This is a genomic window from Kitasatospora cheerisanensis KCTC 2395 (genome assembly GCF_000696185.1).
Classification (GTDB): domain Bacteria; phylum Actinomycetota; class Actinomycetes; order Streptomycetales; family Streptomycetaceae; genus Kitasatospora; species Kitasatospora cheerisanensis.
In genome coordinates, this window is record NZ_KK853997.1 from 1,148,350 (window position 1) to 1,171,352 (window position 23,003).

A 23,003-nucleotide genomic window follows, 5' to 3' on the forward strand; every position below is an offset into this window, starting at 1 on the left:
TATTCGCCGTCGGAGACGTCGACGACCACGATGGCCCCCCTTGCAAATAACCGATCAGTTCGGTCAGCTTGGCACAAGGAGGGCCACTGCGTCATGCCGGGGGTTTCCCGGAATTGGGAAACCCCCGTCGATCAGGCCAGCAGGTGGTCGAACTCGGCACGCTTCGCACCGTCGAGCCAGGCGTCGATCTCTCCCCTCGTGAAGATCAACGCCGGGCCGGACGGATCCTTGCTGTGCCGCACGGCCACCCGACCGTCCGTCAGGCGGCGCAGCTCCACGCACTCGCCTGATCCCTGGCTCTTGCGGGCCACCTGCCAGGGGTGGGGCGAGTCGATGCCGTCCGCCGGCATCCCGTTGTAGAACTCGTCAGCGACATCCACGCCCGTCTCCTCGTCCACGAAAACCGACCGCCGGCCCACCGGTCATACTTTTTTGGGCCCCCGCAGGTCAGCGGCCCGTGCAATCCCACGTGCAATTGCCCGGGGCGGCGAAGTGAATCATTGCGCCCAGAAATCGAACAATGCCACTCCCCGATCGGGTGATCCCGGAAAGAAGCCGAAAAACGACGATCCCATTGCTGATATCACCGTCATTACCCGGCTCCGGCTCCGGCGCTCCGTCGTCGAACCGCCGCCCCCGCCGCGCACCGCACAGGCCTTCCGTGCGCGGCGCCCTCAGGTCCGGTAGGAGAAACGCAGCGCGCCGCCCTCCTCGCGGTAGCGGCCGCGGCCGCGCGGGCCGTACGGATTGGGCAGGACGTCGACCCGCAGCGCGGCGGGGTCGAGGACGTTGGTGACGGCGAGGATCCGCCAGCGGTCGCTGCCGCAGTAGCGCTGGGCGGCCTTGACCTCGCTGGGGCCCAACTCGAAGTCGCCGCCGTCGCCCTGGGTCGCCTTCACCTCGAAGAGCAGGGGGTGGCGGCCGGTGCCGACGGAGAAGTCGTAGCCGAGCGTGTCGTCACCGGGCGCGCCCGGGAACACGTTCCGGCGGTTGGCGGACATCCAGCTGTCCTCGGTGGTGGTCGGGTGGTTCTCCCGCAGCCACCGGTAGGCGATCCACTCGCCGACGAAGCCGATGGCCTCCCGCTGGGCGGCCGACAGGCCCCGGTCCGCCGCCGCGAACCCTCCGGGCCGGGCGGGGCCGGCCGCTCCCCTCCGGCGCGGGGCCCTCGGCTCCTGGAGCACGGCGAAGGACCTGCGGCCGCGGACGCTGCCCGGGTCCTGCGCGACCATGCGTTCCAGCGCCTCCACGAGTTCGGTGAAGTCGCCTGCGGCGACGTCGAATTCGGTACCGGCGAAGGTGATGACGCGCTGCCGGCGGACCCGTTCGGCCCGGGCCTGGGCGGCGCTGTCGCGGGCCCGGTCGAGGTCCTCCTGGGTGAGCCCGTGGTCCGCCGGGTCGAGCGACTCGGGCATACCGGCCGGCCAGTGGCCGAGCACCGCCAGCCAGGGCGCCAGGTCCGTCTCGTCGAGCTGCCGGAAGTCCAGGGCGCCGGCGCCGTCCAGCAGCGCGAGGACGTCCGCGGCGGGGTCGGCGGCGGCCAGCGCCGGCGGCAGCGGCTTGCCCGCGGCTTTCAGCAGCGTGGCGATCGGCGCCGCGAGCCGCCGGGCCAGGGCGCCGTTGCGGGTGCGCAGCGCCTCCAGGGCGGGCAGGCGCTCGCCGCTGCCCGGCGCGGGGCGGCCGAGCCTGGCGGTGAGCTCCGCCTCGACGTGCGCGCGCAGGGCCGCCGCGTCCACCTGATCGACCGTCAGGGCCCACTCCTCGGGGGCCGTCAGCCAGGCCAGCGAGCGCAGGTCGGCCCAGCCGGGTATCGGCTCGCGGCGGTCGAAGGCCGCCAGGTGCGCCCGGCGCAGGCGGTCCACCAGGCCGGTCCGGTGCAGGTCCACGTGGCTGCGGACGGCTTCCTCGTGCTCCTCGGCCCGGCTGGTCGGGCGGTACTGCGGGGCGAGCGCGGCCAGCGTCCGGTTGAACTCGGCGAAGCCGATGCCGAGGGCCGCGCGCAGCTCGTCGACGCCCCGGGCGGTGCGCACGGCGGCGAGCAACTTGTCGGCGTCGACCGGGAGTTCGTCCTCGTGGGCGGCGAACAGGGCGCGCAGGTCGCGGAGGTCGGCGGGCGGCGGGTCGGTGAGCCCGCGGGCCCGCTGCTCGCCGAGCAGGTGGACCAGCACGGGCAGGCAGCGCTCCAGGAGTCCGGCGACCGAGCCGTCCAGCCGCTGCCGGGTCTCCTGGAGTTGAGCGGTCGTCAGGTGCAGGGCCGCCGCGAGGGCGTGGTCGTCGGGTGCGGCGAGGTCGGCGTGGGCGGCGCGCAGCTCGTGGGCGGCCAGCCGCAGCCGGACGGCGAACGGCTGCCGCCGGACGGCGTGCGCGGCGGCGTCGGCCAGCGCCCCGACGCCGTCCCACTCCAGCGGGTCGGCGAGGGCGGCGGGGGCGAGGATCAGCGGCCGTCGGCGGTCGGCGAGCGGCAGCACTCCGGCGAGGCGCCTGGGCAGCTCGATCGGGTGGCCGTCGAAGGCGAGGGTCATGTCGCGGTAGCCGTGCAGGCGGACGGCGCGGACGGCCGTGACCAGGGGCGGTCAGGGTGGCTGTCGGGTGGGCCCGGATGCCGCCGCCGGCGTGGTCGGCGAGGGCGGCCAGGGCCAGCGGCAGCCAGGGCAGGCGCTCGGCCAGCGGGCGGCCGAGCTGCCGGAGGGCGGCGGCGCCGTCCACGTCGACGGCGAGCCTGGCCTCCTCGACCAGCAGGGCGGCCTTCGGGTCGAGGTGCCGCAGCAGGCCTGCGGCCTCCTTGGCCGCGCCGGGGGGACGACCAGCAGGCTCGTGCTCGGTCTCCGCGGAGCAGCTGGACCGTCAGGGACTCGGTCCGCTCGGTGACGTAGATCCGCCGGTCGCCGCTGCGCAGTTCGTCGACGGGGACGGCGCCATGCCCCGGCCGGTCTCGATCAGCAGGGATTCGCCCCGGATCCGGCGAACCAGCGTCTGCGGGCGCGCGGTGCGCCTCGGGCAGCCCGGTAAGCGCTTTCCAGGCACGCTGGTTGGCGCGCTGGGCGACCGGCCGGTCCTCCGCGCCGAGCTCGCCCGCGGCGGCCAGCCGGCCCAGTTCGGTGAGCATCCGGGCGCTGTCCTCGGCCCGGTCCAGGTGGGCAGGCCGAGCTTTCCGCAGCCGGTCCAGGACGGTGCCGTGTCCAGCCGGCCGCGCAGCGGGCGGGCCACGGTCCGCAGGAACGCGGGCTCCTCCTCCGGGGCGCGCCCCGGTAGTGCCAGGCGTCGGCCGGGCGGGCGAACGCGGTGGCGCGGTCGCGGCCGCGCACGGGGAGCCACGGCTGTTCGCGGACGAACGCGGCCAGCGGGTGAGCACGTGCTGCGGGTCCTGGTTGCCGGAGCGGTCGCGGGTCCACCGGCTGGCGAACCTCTCGTCGTCCCAGTGCGACAGTCCGTGCAGCACCAGCCGCGCGTAGGCGAGCCGGCCGGGTTCGCTGAACTGGGCCCACCACGTCCTGACCGGGCAGCCGCCAGGCGGGAGTTCCGGTGTACGGGGTCTGCGGGTACTGGGCGTCGTAGCGGCTGTTCGTGAGGTGCGGGGCCCACCTGCTCGACGATCTCGGCGGTGGACCTTCGCCATCCGGACCAGGTTCACCAGGGGCAACTGTTGCCGTTCGCGGTGGTGGTCGCCCCGGCGGTGCGCACCGGCAGCAGGCCGTCCCGGACGCCGACGGCGGTGAGGAAGGCGCGCCACTCCTCGGCGGTCCCTCCTTGCGGCCGACGAACTCCGACGGCGGCGCGAGCAGCCACCCGGCCGTCAGGCGCAGACTCGGCGAGACCTCCGCGTCCCTCCTCCCACCACCGCGGCCAGGTCGTCGCCGTGGGTGCCCTCCAAACCGGCCCCGAAGACCGCCGTGTTGGCCGCGACGGTGGGGCCGGCGGCGCTGGGGACGTGCAGTCCCAGGCCCGCGAGCAGGTACCGGGTGGACGGGTGCGCGCGGTGCAGTCGGAAGACGAACTTGAGCGCCTGGGCGCGCAGGCGCTGGGAGTTGCTCTCGGCGAGCGCCAACTTGACGTGTTCCAGCAGCTGGTTGGGGGTCGAAGGCGCGCACCAGGTCGTGCCACGTCAGGAACTCCCGGACGCTCAGGGCGCGTTCGCCGCGTTCCGTGACGCAGGCCAGGCCCGGGTGCAGGTGGAAGAGCCGTCTGCGCAGCGCGTCGGGCACCGTGATCCCGCCGTCGGCGCTCGGCGCGGGCGGGAGGAAGGCCTCGCGGCGGGCGCTGCCCTTGCCGGTGGCGGCCCGCCGTTGCAGCGGCCGAGCCTTCCGTCGTCGGTGAGCAGCAGTCTGCGCCCGCGCAGGGCGGCGTGGTCGAAGCGGAAGAGCGACGCCAGGTCGCCGTAGAGCCCGTCCCAGATCTCGACGGACTCGCCCTCGCCCGGCAGCGGCAGGGTGGCGGCGATGCGTTCCACGTGGTCGGCGCGGTCTCTGGTGCTGGGCTCCAGCGGGCACTTGAGCTGCGCGCAGATCCGTGCCAGGCGGCGCAGCCGGCCGGGCCGACGCCCGGGTCGGCGACGGGTATGCCGGCGGCGCCGGCGGCTGCGGCGGTCAGCGTGGTCAGTTCGTCGGCGGGCCAGAGCACCGCTTCCTCGGGCTGCGCCAGGCGTCGGCGGTGTCCCCGTCCAGCACCGGGACGAGCGGGACCTCCGCGAAGGGGCGCCGGTGGACGTGGCCGGCGGCGGTGGCGAGCAGGCCGGCGGACTGGGCGTTGGGCTCCCAGCCGAGGATGTCGACGGCGGCGTGGCGGTGGCCGTCGCCGGGGGTCGTCCGCCACAACTCGGCAGCCAGCAGGCAGGTTTCGGCGAGGGCGTGGAGCAGCATCGCGTTGAGCGGGTGCTCGCGGTCGAGCGCGGTGCGGTCCATCTTGGTGAAGAACGGCGCGTTGACGTGGGCGCGCAGTGGTGCGGCGACGTCGTCGCCGAGCGGCAGGAAGGTGTAGTAGTGGCCGCGGCGGTCGCTGTCGGCGCCGATCGGGAGGGCGATCTCGACGGCCGCCTCCTCCTGCCAGTCGAGCCAGGTCTCGTCGAGGCTGCCGTTCTCGACGGCGTCGGCGAGGGTGCGGCGCAGTCTCCGTTCGGGCAGCGCGCCGCGGGCGACCAGGAACTCGCCGAGCGCGCCGAGGCTGACCCGGGCCGTCGAGAGCGCGGGGGTGAGCGGGGCGTTCGGCCGCGTCGGCTGCGCGGTGACCGGCTCCTCGTGGCGGAGCAGTTCGGTGAGGTCGGTGGTGCCGTCGCCTGCCGGTGTTCCAGGACGAGTCGGCCGAGGCGTCCGAGGAAGAGCATGACGGGCGTCCGGGCGCGGGCCATCTCCTTCAGCCGCCGGGCGGCCTGGTCCCGGGCGGCCTTGGAGCGCAGCGCCAGGCGGATCACGGTGACGTGCCCGGCCTCGCCCAACTCTCGGCAGGTGGGCGGGAGTTCGTCGATCGGGAAGGGCAGTTGGAGCGGCGGGAACTCCTTCTCCGCCTGGGCGGCGAGGGCTTCGTCGCCGAGCAGGGTCCGCAGGTCGGCGGGGGTGGCGAAGCGGAACCGGTAGCCGTCGAGGCGTCCGGCCGGGCCGTCGGGCCGGTCGTCGCTGTAGATCTCGGGCGACTCGGTGATCTCCAGCACGCTGCGGAAGCCGAGGCCCTTGTTGCCGATGCCGTCGCCGACCCGCTTGTCGCTCTGCGCGAGCTTGCAGACCCGGGTGACCTGCTCCCAGCCGAACAGGCGGCCGGCGTTGGCGACGTACAGGGTGCCGTGCGGCCCTTCGCGTTCGTCGAGCAGGACGTGCACCCGGCCGTCGGTGCGGTCGGCGGGGTGCGCGTCGTGGCCGTTCTGCAGGAGTTCGAGCAGGAACCGGCCGGCGTAGTCCCGGGAGCTCATCAGCGAGACGGCGCGCAGTTGCTGGCCCGGCCGCCAGGTGGGCGTTCCCTGCCACTCGCGAAGCACGGTCTCGCTGTACGTCCGCAGTTCGCGCGCGTGCCGTCCGTCCGGACGCCCCTCGTCACCTTGCACCGGCAAGTCCGCCGCCCTCCCACGAGCCCGGGCCCCGCCCGCGGAGGCCCCGGTTCCACGCTAGTCGGACGGTCCGACAGGCCCGTTCTGACGCCGGCTCAGCTCCCGCGGACGGCGGGGAGACCGCCGTGGGGCCTCCCGCGGGGTGGGCGCCGAGGGGGGATCCCATGACGGGCTTTCGACCGGACGACCGGCTCGGCATCGGCGAGGTCAGTGCGCGGACGGGGGCGGCGGTGTCCGCGCTGCGGTTCTACGAGGAGCCCGGGCTGATCGCCTCCGAGCGCGACGCCCGCAGCCGGCGGCGCTAGCCGCGGCACATGCTGCGCCGGATCGCGCTGATCTCGGTGGCCCGGCACATCGGCATCCCGTTGCAGGACCTGCGGGAGGCGTTCGCGGACGTGCCGCCGGCCCGTCCGCCGAGCCGCCAGTGGCAGTCGGCCTCGCGCGGCCGGAAGCTCCGCCTGGAGGAGCGCCGGCGGACCGTCGAGCGGCTGGAGGCCGAGCTGACCGGCTGCATCGGCTGCGGCTGCCGGTCCATGCGGGCCTGCGCCCTGCTGAGCCCGGGCGACGCCCTCGGCGAGGACGGCGCCGGCCCCCGGCGGCTCTGACCGGGCGCGGCCGCCTGCCGGGGGCCTACTGCGGATGCAGTACGCGGCGGCCTGCACAGGGACGACGACGCGGGCGGGGCCGGTCACCAAGGATGGGGATGCTGCGGGCGGACCGCGCCGGATCCGGCGCGGGGCCGCCCTCGGCGTGTTCCGCGACCGTGCACCGAACCCGAAGGAGGCCGCTCCCCCGTGGCCACGTTCCTGTACCGCCTGGGCCGATGGGCCTTCGACCGGCGCAAGCTGGTGACCCTGCTGTGGGTCGCCGTGCTGGCCGTCGGCGGAGTGCTGGCCGCCAAGGCGCCCGCCGCGCCCGACGACGGCTTCGCGATGCCCGGCACCGAGGCGCAGCAGGCCTTCGACCTGATGAACGAGCGCTTCCCCGGCGGCCACGCGGACGGCGCGCAGGCCCGGATCGTGTTCGTCGCACCCGACGGCCAGCAGATCACCGCCGGGCCGAACCAGCAGACGGTGCAGCGGACGGTCGGCGAGCTGGCGCACGCCGACCAGGTCACCGCCGCGGTCGACCCGTTCCAGGCGCACGCCGTCTCCCAGGACGGCACCACCGCGTACGCGACCGTCAGCTACTCCGTCAAGGGCGGCGAGCTGTCCGACAGCGCCAAGGCCACCCTGGAGCAGGCCGCCCAGCACGGCCGGGACGCCGGGCTGAAGGTCGAGATCGGCGGCACCGCGCTGATGTCCAAGGGCGAGGCCGGCGGCAGCAGCGAGGCGATCGGCATGGCGCTGTCCGCGGTCGTGCTGGTGATCACCTTCGGTTCGCTGGTCGCCGCCGGGCTGCCGCTGCTGACGGCCGTGGTCGGCGTCGGCCTCGGCATGGCGCTGATCACGGCGCTGGGCAGCACCCTCGGCCTGTCCGCCACCACCGGCACGCTGGCGATGATGCTCGGTCTGGCGGTCGGCATCGACTACGCGGTGTTCATCGTCTCGCGCTACCGGGCCGAGCTCGCCGAGGGCCGGGCCCGCGCGAGGCGGCCGGGCGGGCGGTGGGCACGGCGGGCTCGGCGGTGGTGTTCGCCGGTCTGACTGTGGTGATCGCGCTGGCCGGCCTGTCGGTGGTGGGCATCCCGATCCTGTCGAAGATGGGCCTGGCCGCGGCCGGGACGGTCGTGATCGCGGTGCTGGTGGCGCTGACCCTGGTGCCGGCGCTGCTCGGCTTCATCGGCCGCCGGGTGCTGCCCCGCAAGGTGCGCAAGGCGCCCGCGGGCGGCGCCCGCCGGGCGGCCGGCGACAACGGCGGCGCCCGCTGGGCCCGGTTCGTGCTGCGCCGCCCGCTGCTGGTGCTGGTCGGCGGCGTGGTCGGCCTGGGCGTGCTCGCCGCGCCGGCGCTGGACCTTCGCCTGGGTCTGCCGGGAGACGAGGCGAAGCCGACCTCGACCACCGAGCGGCGCGCCTACGACCTGCTGTCGGAGGGCTTCGGTCCGGGCTTCAACGGCCCGCTGACCGTGCTGGTCGACACCAAGGGCACGCCGAACCCGAAGGCAGCCGCCGACAAGGTCGTCGAGACGGTCCACGGCGTGCCCGGCGTGGTCGCGGTCACCCCGCCGGTGTTCAACCCGGCCGGGGACACCGCCCTGGTCAACGCGATCCCGGCGACCGGCCCGGCCGAGGCGGCGACCACGGACCTGGTGAAGACCATCCGCGGCCAGGCGGCCGGCCTGAAGGCCGACACCGGCGCGACCGTGCTGGTCACCGGCACCACCGCGATGAACATCGACGTGTCGCAGAAGCTCAGCGACGCGCTGCTGCCCTACCTGGCGCTGGTGGTCGGCCTGGCCGTCGTCCTGCTGCTGCTGGTGTTCCGCTCGGTGCTGGTGCCGCTGAAGGCGGCGCTCGGCTTCCTGTTCTCGGTGGCCGCCGCGCTGGGCGCCGTGGTCGCGATCTTCCAGTGGGGTTGGCTGGCCGGCCTGATCGGCGTGGACCAGACCGGCCCGGTGATGAGCATGATGCCGATCTTCATGATCGGCGTGGTGTTCGGCCTGGCCATGGACTACGAGGTGTTCCTGGTCACCCGGATCCGCGAGGCGTACGTGCACGGCGAGAGCCCGGCCGAGGCGATCGTCACCGGCTTCCGGCACAACGCCCGGGTGGTGACCGCCGCCGCGCTGATCATGATCTCGGTGTTCGCCGGCTTCATCGGGATGAACGAGCCGATGATCAAGATGATGGGTCTGGGCCTGGCCGCGGCCGTCGCATTCGACGCCTTCGTGGTCCGGATGGCACTGGTCCCGGCGGTGCTGGCGCTGCTCGGCCGCCGCGCCTGGTGGCTGCCGAAGGGCCTCGACAAGGTCCTGCCGGACGTCGACGTCGAGGGCAGCAAGCTCCAGGCCCTGGACGCCGAACCGGCCGCGGAGCGGGAGCCCGTGACCGTCTGACCTGCGCCGCCGCGCTCCGGGCCCGGACGGTCGTTCGGGCCCGGACCGTTACCGTTGCAGAGCGGGGCCGCCCGGCCGGGCGGCCCCGCCGCCGCACCCCCTCCGCTTCGAGAGCCAAGGCCCCGTGATGACCGATCTGTGGCAGCGCCTGCGCCGCGACCACCCCCGGCTGCTGAACGCCGCCGGCGGCGTCGCCCTGCTCGCGGTCGTCACCCAGGGCGTCTATCCGGACCAGCACGGCGCCGTGCCGACCCTGTCCACCCTGCTGCTCGCCGCAGCCTCCACGGCCGCCGTCTTCTTCCACCGCCGGCACCCGCGCGCGGTGGTCGCCGTCACCCTGGTGTGCACGGTGGCGCTCGCCGCGACCGGCGTGCGGCTCACCGCCGCGCTGGCCTGGCCGCTGCTGGTGACCCTCTACTGCCTGGCCGTCCGCACCGACCGCACCACCTCGTTCCGGGCCTCGGTCGCCTCGGCGGTGCTGCTCACCGCGACCACGCTGGTCTTCGGCCCGGACGGCTCGATCGGCGAGCGGATGAGCGTGCTCGCCTGGGCGCTGCTGCCCGGGGCGCTCGGCGACTCGGTCCGCAACCGCCGCGCCCAGCTCGCCGCGATCGAGCGGCGCGCCGAACGCGCCGAACGGACCCGCGAGGAGGAGGCCCGCCGCCGGGTCGCCGACGAGCGGATCCGGATCGCCCGCGACCTGCACGACGTGGTCGCCCACCACATCGCGCTCGCCAACGCCCAGGCCGGCATCGCCGTCCACCTGATGGACCGTCACCCGGACCGGGCCCGCGAGGTGCTCAGCCACCTCACCGACGCGACCGGTGCCGCCCTCCAGGAGCTGCGCGCCACCGTCGGCCTGCTGCGCCGCGCCGAGGAGCCCGCCCCGCTGGAGCCGGCCCCCGGCCTCGACCGGCTGCCGGACCTGGTCAACGCCTTCGAACAGGCCGGGCTGCCGGTCCGGCTGACCGTCACCGGCGAGCCGCGCCCGCTGTCCCCCGGCGTCGACCTGACGGCGTTCCGGATCGTGCAGGAGGCGCTGACCAACGTCGCCAAGCACGCCCGCGGCGCCGAGGCCGACGTCACCCTCGCGTACACCGGCAGCCGGATCGCGCTGTCCGTCGCCAACGGGCGGACCGGCAACCGCCCGCTGCCGGCCGCGCCGCGCCGGGACGGTCCCGGCGGCTTCGGGCTGATCGGCATGCGCGAGCGGGCGGGCGCGGTCGGCGGCCGGCTCAGCGCGGACCGCCGCCCGGACGGCGGCTTCCTGGTCACCGCCGACCTGCCGCTGCGCACCGGCAGCCGCGACACCCCCGCCTTCGCCGAACCCGAGGACAAGGACGCCCTGCGATGACCATCCGCGTGCTGCTCGCCGACGACCAGGCCCTGCTGCGCGGCGCCTTCCGGATGCTGATCGACGCCGAGGACGACATGGAGGTGGTCGGCGAGGCCTCCAACGGCCGCGAGGCGGTCGAGCGGGCCCTCGCCACCCGGCCGGACCTGGTCCTGATGGACATCCGGATGCCGGGCGGCGACGGCCTCGCCGCGACCGCCGAGATCTGCGGCAGCGAGGAGCTGTCCGGCACCCGGGTGCTCATCCTGACCACCTTCGAGATCGACGAGTACGTCGCGCAGGCGCTGCGCGCGGGCGCCGACGGCTTCCTCGGCAAGGGCGCGGCCCCCGCGGAACTGCTCGCCGCGGTCCGCGCGGTCGCGGCGGGCGACGCCCTGCTCTCGCCCGCCGCGACCCGCGCGATGATCGACCGCTTCCTGGCCCGGCCGGGCCCGGCCGCCGACCCCGCCGCGGCTGGGCGGCTGGACGTGCTGACCGCCCGCGAGCGCGAGGTGATGGCGCTCGCCGCGACCGGCCTGGCCAACGAGGAGATCGCCGAGCGCTTCTTCGTCAGCCCGTTCACCGTCCGCACCCATATCCACCGGGCGATGGCCAAGCTGGACGTCCGCGACCGCGCCCAACTGGTCGCGCTGGCCTACCAGTGCGGCCTGGTCCCGCCCGGCCCGCCCGCCTGACCGCGGCCGGCGGTCAGCCGCGGTGCTCGGTGTCCCGGACGACGACGACCGGGCAGGGGGCGTGCTGGACGCAGTGCTGGCCGACCGAGCCGAGCAGCGCGCCGGTGAAGCCGCCGTGGCCGCGGCTGCCGATGACCAGGAGTTCGGCGCCCTCGGCGGCGTCCAGCAGGACGCGGGCCGCGTTGCCGCACTGCACCCGGCGGCTGATCGTGACCGGGTGGGCGGGGTCGTTCTCCTCCTCGACGAGCTTGGCGAGGGTCTGCTCGGCGGCGGCGGTGAAGTCCGCGTCGGTGAGGGTCAGGCCCCAGCCGTAGACGGCCGGGTACTCCCAGGTGATCACCGCCTCCACGGTCGCCCCGGTCAGGGCGGCCTGCCGTACCGCCCAGCGCAGGGCGGCCCGGGACGAGTCCGAGCCGTCCACGCCCGTCACGATGCGCCGCTCCGCGGTGCTGCCGGTCCCGTTCATGGTGGTGTCCTTCCGATCGGTGGGGTGGTCGGGTGGCGCGGTTCAGCCGCGCAGGTCGAAGACGAGGCGGGCGGCGACCTTTCCGTCCAGCACCTCGGTGATGCAGGCGTTGACGTCGTCCAGGCGGCGGCTCTCCCGGATCACCCGGGTGCGGCCGAGCGCGTGCAGGGCGAAGACCTCGGCGAGGTCCTGGCGGGTGCCGACGATCGAGCCGACCACGCCGGTGCCGTTCAGCACCGTGTCGAAGACCGGCAGGGTCAGCTCGCCCTCGGCGGGCAGCGCGACCAGCACCAGGGTGCCGCCGCGGCGCAGCGCGGCGTAGGCGGCGCGGAAGGAGTCGTTGCTGACGGCGAGGGCGATCGCCGCGTCGGCGCCGCCGAGCTTCTGCACCTCGGCGGCGACGTCCTGGGTGCGGGCGTCGATGACGTGGTCGGCGCCGAGGTCCCGGGCGAGCTTCAGCTTGTCGTCGGTGACGTCGACGGCGACGGTCTCGGCGCCGAAGATCCGGGCGTACTGGAGGGCGAGGTGGCCGAGGCCGCCGATGCCGGAGACCAGCACCCGGGTGCCGGGGCGGGCGCCGGAGACCTTGAGCGCCTTGTAGGCGGTGACGCCGGCGCAGGTGAGCGGTGCGGCGTCCAGCGGGTCGATGCCGTCGGGGACGGGGACGACGTAGTCGCCGTGGGCGACGGCGTACTCGGCGTAGCCGCCGTCGACCGAGTAGCCGCTGTTGTGCTGGGCCGGGCAGAGCGTCTCCCGGCCGTCGACGCAGTGGTCGCAGCGGCCGCAGGCGTCGGCGAGCCAGGGGATGGCGACCCGCTCGCCGACCCGGACGTGCCGGACCAGCTCGCCGGTCGCCTCGACGACGCCGACGCCCTCGTGCCCGGGGACGAACGGCGGGGTCGGCTTGACCGGCCAGTCGCCGCGGGCGGCGTGGATGTCGGTGTGGCACAGTCCGCAGGCCTCCAGCCGGACCAGCACCTGGTGCGGCGCGGGAGTCGGCACGGGCCGGTCCTCGATGACGAGCGGTGCGGTGAAATCGCGGACGACGGCGGCCTTCATGGTGTTTCCTGCCCTTCGTACGGCGCCGCGGAGGTCTCCCGTCCGCGCCGGCTTCGCTGTGTCTCCATCCCACCGCCCGGGCCCGGCCGTGCGCAGGGGCCGGGCGGGGCATCCGCGGCGGGCTGAAGGTCCCCGGCCCGCGGGCCTTCGGTCACCGCGCCGGGTCGTGCGGGACGACCGCCACCGGGCCGCGGGCGTGGTGCAGGACGGCGTGGGCCAGGTGTCCGAGGTGCGGCGCGGCCATCGGGAGGCCGGGGCGCGGCGGCCGAGGACCACCAGGGCGGCGCGCTGCGAGGCCTCCAGCAGGGCCCGGGAGGCGCCCCAGCCGGTCGCTTCGGCGACGGTGCGCACCGCGGGGTACGTCTCCTGCCAGCGGGCGAGGGCGTCCTGGAGGCGGACCGTCTCCGCCTCCACCAGGGCCCGGCGGATCTCCTGCGGTTCGATCGGGGCGTCGGTCCGCAGCGTGCCGTGCGGTTCGGCGCCGCCCTCCAGGGCCCGCAGCACGGCGCCGCGCCGGGCGGCCTCCGCGAAGGCGAAGCGGAGGACGGCGCCGGACGGCCGCTCGGCCCGCATGCCGACCACGACCTCGCCGGGGCCGTCCGGGGCGGCGGCGCCCTCCGGCACCAGGACGACGGGGCAGCGGGCCTCGGCGGCGGTGCGCAGCGCGACGGAGCCGAGCAGCCGGCCGGCTAGCCGGCCGGTACCCCGGGTGCCGAGGACGAGCAGCCCCTGCTTCTCGCCGACGGCGGCCAGCACGGACCACGGCTCGCCGGGGAGCGTCTCGCACTCGACGTCCAACTCGGGCAGGGCGTGGGCGAGTTCCGCGAGGAGGGCGGTCGCGGGCGCCGGCTGCCCGGCGGCTCCGTGCCGCCCGAGCGGTGCGACGTGCACCAGCCGGAGGGCGACGCCGCGGCGCAGCGCGTCGGCCGCCGCCCAGCGGGCCGCGGCGGCGCTCTCCTCGGAGCCGTCGACGCCGGCCACGACGGAATCGCACATGGGGGACCTCCAGGGGGTGCGGGTGGTCCGGGCGGTGGGCGCCCGGCTCGTACTCCGAGCAGCGTCGTCCCCGCCGGGGGCGCCGGACAGGGGCCGGGCAGCCCTCGACCGGTCCCGAAGGTCCCGCGGCCGGGGCTTCGGGACCTTCGGCCCGGCGGGCGGGCCCGCCGGCCCTGGGGCCGGGGCGCTCGGGCGGCGAGGCTGGAGGCGAGCCCCGGCTGGCGTGCCGGGGCCGCCCGAGCAGTGGGAGACCGCGATGAGCACGTTCGTCCTGGCCGGCACCGACGGTTCGGCCGAGAGCACCGCCGCGGTCGGCTGGGCCGCCGAGGAGGCACTGCGCGGCGGCCACGCCCTGCACCTGGTCCACGCCTGGACCTGGGAGGACGACCTGCACGTCGACGCCGACCGGTCGGCGTCCGTGCGGAGCCTGGCGGAGCGCGCGCTGGCCGACACCGCGCGGCAGGTGCGGGAGGCCCGTCCCGGACTGGAGGTGCGCACCGGCATCCTGGCCGGCCGCGAGCCGGGGGCCGCGCTGGTCGCCGCCGCGGCGGAGGCCGAGCTGCTGGTGCTCGGCTCGCTGGGCCTGGGCGCCTTCGAGGGGCTGCTGGTGGGCTCGGTCGGCCTGTTCGCGGCGGCGCGCTGCGAGGTTCCGGTGGTGCTGGTGCGGGCCGGGCAGCCGGCCCGGCAGGACGGGCCGGGCGCGGCGGAGGTGGTGGTGGCGGTCGACGCGCACGCCCCGGCGGACCAGGTCCTCGACTTCGCGTTCCGGCAGGCCGCGGCCCGCGGCGCGGTGCTGCGCGCGGTGCACGGCTGGACGCCGCCCCCCGTCTGGGGCTACGCGGGCTGGGTGGCGCCGGCGGCCGAGGCGGAGCAGTTCCGCGTCCTGGAGGCCGGGCTGCTGCGGCAGGCGCTCGGCGTGTGGCGGGCCAAGTACCCGGAGGTCGCGGTGGTGGAGGACAGCCGGACCGGCGGTGCGGCCGGCGCGGTCGTGGCGGCCTCGGCCGGCGCCGCGCTGGTGGTGGCGGGCCGCCGCCGGCGCCGGCTGGGCCCGGTCGCGCACGCGGTCGTCCAGCACGCGCAGGCGCCGGTGGTCGTCGTCCCGCACGACTGAGCGCCGGACGCGCGCGGGCCCCGGACGTCGATTCGCGGCCCCACCAACGGACTTGACGGGCCGCCGGACGCGCGCGGGCCCCCGCCGACCGGGGGCGGTCGACGGGGGTCCTGGGCTGCGGGTCCTGCGCTGCGGGGCGGGTGCTCCGGGATCAGCCGGCGACGGCGACGCCGTACAGCCAGAGGCTGTTGACCCGGCTCCGCTCGGTGCTGTTCGGGTACGGGTTGGTGCACGAGGTGCCGGGGCCGCCGCCGGACATCAGCTCGCTGCACGGGCCGGAGTAGTGGTCGGGCAGGCCGAGCACGTGGCCGGTCTCGTGGGCGGTGACGCGCAGCGAGCTGTACTGCTGGTTCTGCGCGTAGTCGAGGAAGATGTAGCCGCGGCCGTGGCCGTCGGTGGAGGCGTAGGAGCCGCGGGAGTCGCTGCCCTCGTAGTAGCGGAAGTCGGCGTTGGTGCCGGAGCGGAGCTGGACGTTGGCGACCGAGGAGTTCCAGATCTGCGCGCTCTGGGATATGACGGTGCGGAAGGTCGGGGCCTGGCTGGCGTCGTAGGTGACGGTGACGGCCAGCAGGTAGGGGTTGGCGGCCTGCTTGGCGCGGGCCGACTTCATCACGGCCTCGAAGAACGCCTTGTTGTTGGCGTCCTCGGTGGAGTTGGCGGCGATGCCCGCGGACGGCGTGTAGCCCTGGGTGGTGGCCGCGGCGGCGGGGACGGCGGCGGTGCCGGCCGCGAGGACCAGCCCGAGGGCGGCGGCGAGCACGGTCATGGAGCGGTTCATGTGGGGACTCCATTCGCGGGTCCCGGGGCCGTGGGGAGGCCGGCCGGGACGCGGTGACGAGGTGTTGCACCGAGCTTGGGGCAGGGCGGGCGGGGTGCGGAGATGGCAACCGGCGATAGCCCGGGGCAATACCCTTGCGCAGCCCTTGAGTTGACGGAACGTGGACAGAATTTGACATGCTCTTGGCAGTTCATGGAAGCCCTGGCTATCCTCCCGTGATGGAGCTCGACGTCCGACACCTCCGGGTGCTGTGCGCGATCGCGGACACCGGCAGCGTCCGGAAGGCCGCCCGTCGGCTCGGCATGACCCAGCCGTCGCTGACCACCCAGCTGCTCCGCATCGAACGCTCCGTCGGCGGACGGCTGTTCACCCGCGAACAGACCGGCAGCCGGCCCACCGCGCTCGGCCATTCGGTGCTCTCCCGCGCCCGGCCCGTGATCACCGGAATGGACGCCCTGGTCGCCGCCGCCCGCGCCGAGGCCGCCGGACCGGGCCGCCGCCGACTGCGGATCGGCAGCGTCGGCAGCCGCGCGGTCGCCGCCTGGCTGCGCCGCATCCACGAGCGGCTGCCGGAGACCGACACCACCATCCACATCGACATCTCGGCGATCGCCCTGATCCAGCTGGTCGCCGCCGAACAGCTCGACATCGCCTTCGTCCACGAGAGCGAGGGCTTCCCGCTCCAGGTGCCGGCCGGCACCGAGCAGCGGGTGCTGGTCGCCCGCGAACCCCAGTTCGTCGCCCTCGCCGAGACCCACCCCGCCGCCGGCCGGCCGGTGGTCGCCCTCGCCGACCTCGCCCAGGACACCTGGATGGTCGACCCCACCGCCGACCACGAGTACGCCGCGCTGCGCCGGGTCTTCGCCGAGGCCGGACTCGACCCCCACGTCGTCCAGGTCCGGGACAACGCCACCGCCGCCGAACTCGTCGCCTCCGGCGAGGCCGTCCGCCCCTGCCAGCCCACCTCACCGCCCGGCCCCGGCACCGTCCTGCGACCCGTCCACGGCGACCCGCTCGCCGTCCGGCTGCTGCTCACCTGGCGCCCCGACACCGTCGGCAGCCCGACCCTCGACGGCCTCTGGGTCGACCTCTGCCGGGCCTACCTCGACCTGGCCTCCGGCAACCCCGCCTACCGCGCCTGGCTGGACCGCCACAACCGCTCCCTGCACACCCTCCTCGCCCCGCCGGGGCCGCCGGCCCTCTCCCCCACCCAGCCGGCGTCCGGACGGTCATGAGCGAAACCGGACACCTCCTCCGTCCGGCCGTGGGCGAGTTCCGGATCACCTGCGAGGACCCGCTCGCACAGCGCGGTGAACTCCCGACCGGCTCTACCGATGATCTTGTCGGTCACCCGAGGCGCGTGCACCGACAACAGCGCCCAGCGGGCTCCGATCCGGTGGACCGTGCCGAGGAGGAAGATCCGACACGGACGGACCAGCCTCGGGCCCGGTCGGCGCCCGACGCCCCCCTTGGGACGCGAAAATGCCCGGACGGCACCATCCGGCGCCCTCGGAGGAACTGAATGAATCTGCATCGCCCGGCCGCGACACTCATGGCGGCCACTGCCCTGCTGCTCTGCAGCCCCGCCCACGCCTCGGCGGACGACGGGAAGGCGCAGCGGGAAAAGGTCGTCACCTGCGTCAACGCGGAGATGGAGAAGGAGAACGCCGCGCGGAAAGGGGAAGGGCACCTCACCGCTGCCCAGCTCAGGGCGCTCGAGCGGATCGTCGACGCCGAAGTCATGAACGGCCCGCTGGGGAAGACCTCGGCCGAGGAGCAGCAGAAGCTCCTGAAGCGGATCGAGAGCGCGGCCAAGCAGGACAAGGACCTGAAGGACATCCCCACGGCGACCATCGACAGGATCCTGCTGGAGCTCAAGGAGAAGGGGGCGTACTGCGAGAACCAGAAGTGACGTCGGCGGCTTCGCGCCCGGCGGCATCCACAACCGTCCGGCGGCTCGGCGGTGCCCGGGGGCTCGAAGTCGAAGCGGCAGCCGGCGTCCCACTCGGAGCGCTGGTTGCCGTGGGCGGGGATGCCGCCGACGAACCGGTGCCGAGGACGACGTCGCGGCCGGCCGAGCGCAGCCGTTCGCTCGCGTCGACGGCCGCGGGGATCTCCCGGACGCCCGTCATGCCCCCACGGCCTGCCGCCGCCTCCCCCTCCCGCCCCCGGTAGGCCGCCGGCGATCGCGGGGGCGGGTCCGATCGGGTGAAGGGACAATGGATGCACGCGGCGGCAGGACCGCCGCCCGCTGTCCGCCGCCCGTCAGCCGAGGCCGTGCTGGAGCCGCCCGTGAGCCGTCGCCGTCCCCCGTCGCACCCGGCCGGTGCGCACGAACTGCTGGGCAAGCTCGGCGAGCTCACCGCCCGGGCGCTGGAGCACGCCGAACTCCAGCGGGCCCGGGTCGAACTCGCCATGGCGCTCCAGCGCGAGCTGCTCCCGGCCGCGCTGCCGAGCCTGCCCGGGCTGCGGACCGCCGCCCGGTACGCGCCCGCGCGCAACGGCCTGGACATCGGCGGCGACTGGTACGACGGCTTCCGGCTGCCGGACGGGACGCTCGGGCTGACCATCGGCGACGTGCAGGGCCACGACGTCGAGGCGGCCGTGTTCATGGGCCAGGTCCGGATCGGCCTGCGGGCGCTGGCCACCGCGGCGAGCGACCCCGGCGAGGTGCTGGCCCGGACCAACGAACTGCTGCTGTCCCTGCCCGACAGCCTCTTCGCCACCTGCTGCTTCCTCCGCTTCGACCCCGCCACCCACGAACTGTCCGTCGCCCGGGCCGGCCACGTCCCGGCGATCTGGGCCACCGCCGACGGCCGGTCCGGGATCGAGGACACCGAGAACGCCGACGAGGTGGGGCTGCCGCTCGGCATCGAACCCGGCGAGGTGTACCCGGTGACGCGGCGGCGCCTGTCGGGGACGGAAGCGGTCGTCCTGGTGACCGACGGCGTGGTGGAAGGGCCCGCGTTCCCGCTCGACACCGGGCTGGAGCACGTCCTGCGGCGGGTGCGCGCGGGAGTGGGTGCGGAGCCCGGGGAGCTGGCCGGCCAGGTGCTGGAGGTCGCCGACCTCACCGGGCACCAGGACGACGCCGCCGTCCTGGTGCTCTGCCACGGCGGACCGTGACGGCGCCCGGCAGCGGCGGGTGACCGCAGCGGATCCGACCGTCCCGGCCCGCCCTCCGGGCGTGTCACGGCCGGGCCCGGCGGCGGCGTGCGATGAGATGGCTGCTGTGCTGCGCAACGCGAAGGCCCGAGAGACCGCGGTGGCCGGCTTGTCGATCCTCGGCGTCGCGCTCGTGTACTGGGCGGGGGCCGGCTCGGCCTGCTGACGCAGGTCGTCGTGGGCGGCGTCCACGTCACCCCGCTGTGGCCGCCGACCGGCGTCGCCGTGGCCGGCCTGCTGCTGCTCGGCCTGCGCGTGTGGCCCGGGATCGCGCTCGGCGCCCTGCTGGTCATCGCGGGGTTCGGAGCGATCACCCCCGCCTCCTTCGGCATCGCGGCGGGCAACACGCTCGCCCCGGTGGTGGCCGTCCTGCTGCTGGCCCGGGTGGGCTTCCGGGTCGAGCTCGACCGGCTGCGGGACGGGGTGGCGCTGGTCTTCCTGGGCGCGCTCGCCTCCACGCTGATCAGTGCGAGCGCCGCCTGCCTGATCCTGGTGTCCGAGGGCGCGCTGGCCGCGCACCAGTTCTGGCCCGCCTGGACGGCGTGGTGGACGGGTGACGCGATGGGCGTGCTGGTGGTCACCCCGCTGCTGCTGGCGGTGCGCGCCGCCCGGATGCCCCGCGACGTACCGCTGCGCCGCTGGGCCGAGGCCCTCGGCCTGGTGGCGGTCACCGCCGTCACGGTGTTCACGGCGACCCGCAGCCCGCTCTCCCTGCTCTTCCTGGTGCTGCCGGTGGTGATGTGGGCGGCGCTGCGCTTCCAGTTGCTCGGCGCCGCGCCGTGCGTCCTGGTGGTGTCCGTCTTCGCCGTTCCCGCCGCCGTCGGTCACGTCGGCCCGTTCGCCGACCACAGCCTGCTCGCCGTGATGGTCCAGTTGCAGGCCCTCAACGGCGTCGCCGCCCTGACCGGACTGCTGCTCGCCGCGGTCACTGCCGAACGCGAGAACACCCTCGCCACCATCGAGCAGGCGTGCATCGCCCTCGCCGAGGTGGTGAACCGCCTCGCCCCGGCGAGGCCGACGTCCCCTGGCCGCCCCCCGCCGACCGCCGCCGCCCCGACTGACGGCCGACCGCCGTACGACGCCGTCCGGCCCGCCGACCGCCCGGGCGGGCCGGACCACCACAGGTCCGGCGAAGGGCCCTACCGGTGCTCGGGGTTCTCGAAGTCGAAGCGGCAGCCGGCGTCCCACTCGGAGCGCTGGTTGCCGTGGGCGGGGATGCCGCCGGCGTCCTTGAGCAGGCGGGCCAGGTGGAGCTGGTTCCAGGTCATGAAGGTGGTGTTGCGGTTGGTGAAGTCGTTCTCCGGCCCGCCGGAGCCCTCGTCCAGATAGGACGGGCCGGGGCCGGCCGGCCCCACCCAGCCGGCGTCGGCCTGCGGCGGGACGGTGAAGCCGAGGTGCTGGAGGCTGTAGAGGACGTTCATCGCGCAGTGCTTCGCGCCGTCCTCGTTCCCGGTGATCAGGCAGCCGCCGACCCGGCCGTAGTAGGCGTACTGGCCGCGGTCGTTGAGGATCGCCGAGCAGGCGTACAGGCGCTCGATCACCTGCTTCATGACGGAGGAGTTGTCGCCGAGCCAGACCGGTCCGGCCAGGGTGAGGATGTCGGCGTTCATGATCTGGGAGTAGAGGACGGGCCACTCGTCGGTGTCCCAGCCGTGCTCGGTCATGTCGGGCCAGACGCCGGTGGCGATGTCGTGGTCGACGGCGCGGATCTCCTCGACCTGGACGCCCTGGCGGCGCAGGATGCCGGCGCTGATGTCGATCAGGCCCTGGGTGTTGCTGCGCTCGGGCGAGCGCTTGAGCGTGCAGTTGAGGAAGACCGCCCGCAGGTCGGTGTAGGTGGTCATCGCCGTCCGTTCCGTGCGCCCGTGACAGGGGGGAACCCATCGCACCACGCCCGCGCCGGGGCGGCGGCCCCGGCGCGCCGGACGGCGGCGGATGACGGCCCGTCAGGCGGCGGCCAGCGAGAAGTAGTTCTCCTCCTCCTGGGCGAAGTGCAGTTGCAGGACGGAGTGCAGGCCGTACAGGCAGGCCCGCAGGTCCTCATGCTGTTCGGGGGCGAGGGCGCCGGTGGGTTCCGTGTGGGCGAGGTGGGTGGTGATTCGGCGGGCGAGGCGGTGGATCTCGGTGTGGGCGCGGCTCATGGTGGCGGTGGTCTCGGGCCGCCGAGGGCGTCGGCGAGGGCCGGGTAGAGCTCGCGCTCCTCGGCCTCCTCGTGCGGGAGCAGCCGGGTGGTGAGCAGGTGGTCGACGTGCCGGACGGCGTCGAGCGCGTCGGCGGAGTCCGCTTCGGTGAGCCGGTCCGCAGCTTCCCGGACGGCTTCCAGGACGTCGCGGAGGTCGTCGTGCTCGGCGGCGAAGCGGCGCACCAGTTGCTCGGTGCCGGCGTCGATCTCGGGGCCGGTGCCGCGGCCGGGGCGCAGCGCGCGCAGGGCGTTGAGGATGACGGCGACGTCGATGAGCTGCTGGAGCAGGGCGCCGGCGGCGGGCGGGAGCAGGCCGAGCGCGGCGAGCAGCATCGCGGCGAGGGAGAGCAGCATGCCGCCGAGCGCGGACTGGACGGCGATCCGGCGGGAGCGGGTGGCGATCTGGGCGGCGTCGGCGAGGCGGTCGACGCGGTCGGTGGTGAGGACGATGTCGGCGGCCTCGGAGGAGGCGCTGGCGCCGCGGGCGCCCATGGCGACGCCGACGTCGGCGGCGGCGAGGGCGGGTGCGTCGTTGACGCCGTCGCCGACCATGACGGTGACGGCGCGTTCGCGTTCGGCGCGGACGGCGGCGACCTTGTCGGCGGGCGTCTGGCGGGCGCGGACGTCGTCGAGGCCGACCACGGCGGCGATCTCGCGGGCGGGTTCGGGCCGGTCGCCGGTGAGCATGACGAGCCGGGTGACGCCGGCCTCGCGCAGGCGGCGGACGGTGCGCGGGGCGTCGTGCCGGACGGGGTCGCGGAGCAGGACGGCGCCGATCGGCCGGTCGTCGACGGTGACCCAGGCGATGGCGGCGCCGTCGAGGGCGGCCCGGTTGTCGGCGGCGCGGGCCCAGGCGGGCAGGTCGGTGGTGTCGTGGTGGCCGACGGTGGCCGTGCGGCCGTCGGCGAGTGTGGCGGCGGCGCCGTGGCCGGGCTGTTCGGTGACGTCGTGGACCGGGGGGAGCGTCAGTCTGCGTTCGGCGGCGGCCGCGGTGATGGCTTCGGCGAGGACGTGCGGGGAGTACTGGTCGACGGCGGCGGCGAGCGCGAGGACCTCGGTGGGGGTGCGGCCGGGGGCGGTGGCGATGTCGAAGGCGCGGGGGCGGCCGGAGGTGAGGGTGCCGGTCTTGTCGAGGGCGACGGTGCGGGCCCGGCCGAGGGTCTCCAGGGCGGCGCCGTCGCGGACCACGACGCCCTTGCGGGCGGCGCGGGAGATGCCGGACACGATGGCGACGGGTGCGGCGAGCAGCAGCGGGCAGGGGGTGGCGACGACCAGGACGGCGACGGCGCGGACGGCGTCGCCGGTGAGGATCCAGGCGAGGCCGGCGGCGCCGAGGGCGACCGGCAGGAACCAGGCGGCGTAGCGGTCGGCGAGGCGGATCACGGGGGCGCGTTCGGCGCCGGCCTGCTGGGTGAGGCGGACGATCTCGGCGTAGGTGCTGTGTTCCTCGGTGGCGGTGGCGCGCAGTTCGAAGGCGCTGCCGGCGTTGACGGCGCCGCTGCGGGCGGGGTCGCCGGGTTCGCGTTCGACGTGGACGGATTCGCCGGTGAGCACGGATTCGTCGAGGACGGCGCGGCTGCCGGTGATCCGTCCGTCGACGGGGACGGTCTCGCCGGGGCCGACGACGAGGCGGTCGCCGATCCGGACGTCGGCGAGCGGGACGGTCTCGACGCCGTCGCCGGTGCGGCGGCGGGCGCTGCGGGGGGCGTGGCGGAGCAGGGCGCGCAGGTCGCGGGTGGCGCGGCTTTCGGCGGCGGCGTCCAGCCAGCGGCCGCTGGCGAGCATCAGGGCGATCAGGGCGCCGGCCAGGTACTCGCCGGTGGCGAGGGTGCCGGCCAGGGCGAGGACGGCGATCAGGTCGACGCCGGCCCGGCCGCGCCGCAGCGCCTGGACGACCCACATCAGGGCGGGCGGGATGGAGGCGGCGGTGGCGGCGATCCAGGCCTGGTCGGCGAAGCCGTGGGCGCCGGCCGCCCAGGCGAGGAGTCCGACGGCGGTGGCGGCGGCGACCACGCCGAGCAGCACGGGTTCGATTCCGCCGCCGCTCAACAGCCGTCGGGCGCCGCCCTGTTCGCTGGGTGCGGTGTGCGGTGCCATGGGGGTCTCCTCCGCTCGCTCGGCGGCTCCTCCTTCCAGTGCACCTCTGCCGCGCCGGTCCGGCCAGGGCCGTCGGTCCCGGGCGGTGGGGTCCC

Annotated in this window: 17 protein-coding genes and 4 pseudogenes; 10 read left to right on the forward strand and 11 right to left on the reverse strand. The window is 75.5% G+C overall.

Going from position 1 to position 23,003, the window contains the following annotated elements:
• Positions 1 to 131: 131 nt before the first annotated feature.
• The 5 genes from KCH_RS05045 to KCH_RS44010 form a co-directional block, all read right to left on the reverse strand.
• Positions 132 to 380 (reverse strand): DUF397 domain-containing protein, encoded by a 249-nt coding sequence (locus KCH_RS05045; protein ID WP_244305156.1) that lies wholly within the window; start codon positions 378 to 380, stop codon positions 132 to 134.
• Between the two features lie 294 nt (positions 381 to 674).
• Positions 675 to 2,522, reverse strand: coding sequence for a DUF3883 domain-containing protein (locus tag KCH_RS43995; protein ID WP_244305158.1), 1,848 nt, complete (start codon positions 2,520 to 2,522; stop codon positions 675 to 677).
• A gap of 1,105 nt (positions 2,523 to 3,627) precedes the next feature.
• Entirely contained in the window at positions 3,628 to 3,786 is a 159-nt protein-coding gene (locus KCH_RS44000) for a hypothetical protein (RefSeq protein WP_244305160.1), read from the reverse strand.
• A 7-nt stretch (positions 3,787 to 3,793) separates the two neighbouring features.
• Positions 3,794 to 4,045 (reverse strand): hypothetical protein, encoded by a 252-nt coding sequence (locus tag KCH_RS44005; RefSeq protein WP_244305161.1) that lies wholly within the window; start codon positions 4,043 to 4,045, stop codon positions 3,794 to 3,796.
• A gap of 75 nt (positions 4,046 to 4,120) precedes the next feature.
• Complete coding sequence (locus KCH_RS44010) at positions 4,121 to 5,962, reverse strand: sacsin N-terminal ATP-binding-like domain-containing protein (protein WP_244305163.1); 1,842 nt, start codon at positions 5,960 to 5,962, stop codon at positions 4,121 to 4,123.
• 233 nt (positions 5,963 to 6,195) lie between these two features.
• Between KCH_RS44010 and KCH_RS44015 the strand changes: the two genes are divergently transcribed.
• The 5 genes and pseudogenes from KCH_RS44015 to KCH_RS05070 all read left to right on the forward strand — a co-directional run bounded on the left by KCH_RS44015 (position 6,196) and on the right by KCH_RS05070 (position 11,054).
• Positions 6,196 to 6,336 carry a MerR family DNA-binding transcriptional regulator gene (locus tag KCH_RS44015; protein ID WP_244305165.1) on the forward strand — a complete coding sequence of 47 codons (141 nt, stop codon included), beginning with the start codon at positions 6,196 to 6,198 and terminating at the stop codon, positions 6,334 to 6,336.
• Between the two features lie 9 nt (positions 6,337 to 6,345).
• Positions 6,346 to 6,636: a MerR family DNA-binding protein gene (locus tag KCH_RS05055; protein ID WP_244305167.1), complete on the forward strand. Its 291-nt coding sequence runs from the start codon at positions 6,346 to 6,348 to the stop codon at positions 6,634 to 6,636.
• A gap of 189 nt (positions 6,637 to 6,825) precedes the next feature.
• A pseudogene (locus tag KCH_RS05060) lies at positions 6,826 to 9,026 on the forward strand (MMPL family transporter).
• 127 nt (positions 9,027 to 9,153) lie between these two features.
• Positions 9,154 to 10,380: a sensor histidine kinase gene (locus KCH_RS05065; protein ID WP_051652750.1), complete on the forward strand. Its 1,227-nt coding sequence runs from the start codon at positions 9,154 to 9,156 to the stop codon at positions 10,378 to 10,380.
• A complete protein-coding gene (locus KCH_RS05070) occupies positions 10,377 to 11,054 on the forward strand; it encodes a response regulator transcription factor (protein WP_035859412.1) in 678 nt (225 codons plus the stop codon). Before KCH_RS05065 ends, KCH_RS05070 begins: the two co-directional genes overlap by 4 nt.
• A gap of 13 nt (positions 11,055 to 11,067) precedes the next feature.
• Here the strand turns inward: KCH_RS05070 and KCH_RS05075 are convergent, their stop codons facing one another.
• From KCH_RS05075 to KCH_RS46450, 3 genes and pseudogenes are all read right to left on the reverse strand, one after another.
• Positions 11,068 to 11,520 carry a universal stress protein gene (locus KCH_RS05075; RefSeq protein WP_035859415.1) on the reverse strand — a complete coding sequence of 151 codons (453 nt, stop codon included), beginning with the start codon at positions 11,518 to 11,520 and terminating at the stop codon, positions 11,068 to 11,070.
• A gap of 42 nt (positions 11,521 to 11,562) precedes the next feature.
• Positions 11,563 to 12,579 (reverse strand): alcohol dehydrogenase AdhP, encoded by a 1,017-nt coding sequence (adhP, locus tag KCH_RS44020; protein WP_035870807.1) that lies wholly within the window; start codon positions 12,577 to 12,579, stop codon positions 11,563 to 11,565.
• 267 nt (positions 12,580 to 12,846) lie between these two features.
• Positions 12,847 to 13,575, reverse strand: a pseudogene (locus KCH_RS46450) (universal stress protein); the annotation flags it as partial.
• A 256-nt stretch (positions 13,576 to 13,831) separates the two neighbouring features.
• Between KCH_RS46450 and KCH_RS05085 the strand changes: the two are divergent.
• A complete protein-coding gene (locus tag KCH_RS05085) occupies positions 13,832 to 14,686 on the forward strand; it encodes a universal stress protein (RefSeq protein WP_035870808.1) in 855 nt (284 codons plus the stop codon).
• Between the two features lie 151 nt (positions 14,687 to 14,837).
• Here KCH_RS05085 and snpA read toward each other — a convergent pair whose 3' ends face one another.
• Positions 14,838 to 15,464: a snapalysin gene (gene snpA / locus KCH_RS05090; RefSeq protein ID WP_035859417.1), complete on the reverse strand. Its 627-nt coding sequence runs from the start codon at positions 15,462 to 15,464 to the stop codon at positions 14,838 to 14,840.
• 218 nt (positions 15,465 to 15,682) lie between these two features.
• Between snpA and KCH_RS05095 the strand changes: the two genes are divergently transcribed.
• From KCH_RS05095 to KCH_RS05110, 4 genes and pseudogenes are all read left to right on the forward strand, one after another.
• The gene (locus KCH_RS05095; RefSeq protein WP_051652752.1) at positions 15,683 to 16,699 is read left to right on the forward strand and encodes a LysR family transcriptional regulator; all 1,017 of its coding nucleotides are present in this window, start codon (positions 15,683 to 15,685) and stop codon (positions 16,697 to 16,699) included.
• A 287-nt stretch (positions 16,700 to 16,986) separates the two neighbouring features.
• Positions 16,987 to 17,376: a hypothetical protein gene (locus tag KCH_RS42315; protein WP_167573914.1), complete on the forward strand. Its 390-nt coding sequence runs from the start codon at positions 16,987 to 16,989 to the stop codon at positions 17,374 to 17,376.
• 380 nt (positions 17,377 to 17,756) lie between these two features.
• Positions 17,757 to 18,590, forward strand: a complete 834-nt coding sequence (locus tag KCH_RS05105; protein WP_035870810.1) for a PP2C family protein-serine/threonine phosphatase — start codon at positions 17,757 to 17,759, stop codon at positions 18,588 to 18,590.
• A gap of 264 nt (positions 18,591 to 18,854) precedes the next feature.
• Positions 18,855 to 19,508 (forward strand): annotated as a pseudogene (locus KCH_RS05110) (MASE1 domain-containing protein); the annotation flags it as partial.
• Positions 19,509 to 19,768: 260 nt separating this feature from the next.
• On the opposite strand, the gene KCH_RS39200 reads toward KCH_RS05110, so the two are convergent.
• Positions 19,769 to 20,473 carry a flavodoxin family protein gene (locus KCH_RS39200; protein ID WP_084223285.1) on the reverse strand — a complete coding sequence of 235 codons (705 nt, stop codon included), beginning with the start codon at positions 20,471 to 20,473 and terminating at the stop codon, positions 19,769 to 19,771.
• A 102-nt stretch (positions 20,474 to 20,575) separates the two neighbouring features.
• Positions 20,576 to 22,908: pseudogene (locus tag KCH_RS05120) on the reverse strand (heavy metal translocating P-type ATPase).
• Positions 22,909 to 23,003: the final 95 nt, after the last annotated feature.

Coding starts and splice junctions, on each gene's coding strand:
- KCH_RS42315 (WP_167573914.1), top strand. CDS start 16,987: ATGAATCTGCATCGCCCGGCCGCGACACTCATGGCGGCCACTGCCCTG.
- snpA (WP_035859417.1), bottom strand. CDS start 15,464: ATGAACCGCTCCATGACCGTGCTCGCCGCCGCCCTCGGGCTGGTCCTC.
- KCH_RS43995 (WP_244305158.1), bottom strand. CDS start 2,522: ATGACCCTCGCCTTCGACGGCCACCCGATCGAGCTGCCCAGGCGCCTC.
- KCH_RS05055 (WP_244305167.1), top strand. CDS start 6,346: ATGCTGCGCCGGATCGCGCTGATCTCGGTGGCCCGGCACATCGGCATC.
- KCH_RS05070 (WP_035859412.1), top strand. CDS start 10,377: ATGACCATCCGCGTGCTGCTCGCCGACGACCAGGCCCTGCTGCGCGGC.
- KCH_RS05085 (WP_035870808.1), top strand. CDS start 13,832: ATGAGCACGTTCGTCCTGGCCGGCACCGACGGTTCGGCCGAGAGCACC.
- KCH_RS44015 (WP_244305165.1), top strand. CDS start 6,196: ATGACGGGCTTTCGACCGGACGACCGGCTCGGCATCGGCGAGGTCAGT.
- KCH_RS05095 (WP_051652752.1), top strand. CDS start 15,683: ATGGAGCTCGACGTCCGACACCTCCGGGTGCTGTGCGCGATCGCGGAC.
- KCH_RS39200 (WP_084223285.1), bottom strand. CDS start 20,473: ATGACCACCTACACCGACCTGCGGGCGGTCTTCCTCAACTGCACGCTC.
- KCH_RS05065 (WP_051652750.1), top strand. CDS start 9,154: ATGACCGATCTGTGGCAGCGCCTGCGCCGCGACCACCCCCGGCTGCTG.
- adhP (WP_035870807.1), bottom strand. CDS start 12,579: ATGAAGGCCGCCGTCGTCCGCGATTTCACCGCACCGCTCGTCATCGAG.
- KCH_RS05075 (WP_035859415.1), bottom strand. CDS start 11,520: ATGAACGGGACCGGCAGCACCGCGGAGCGGCGCATCGTGACGGGCGTG.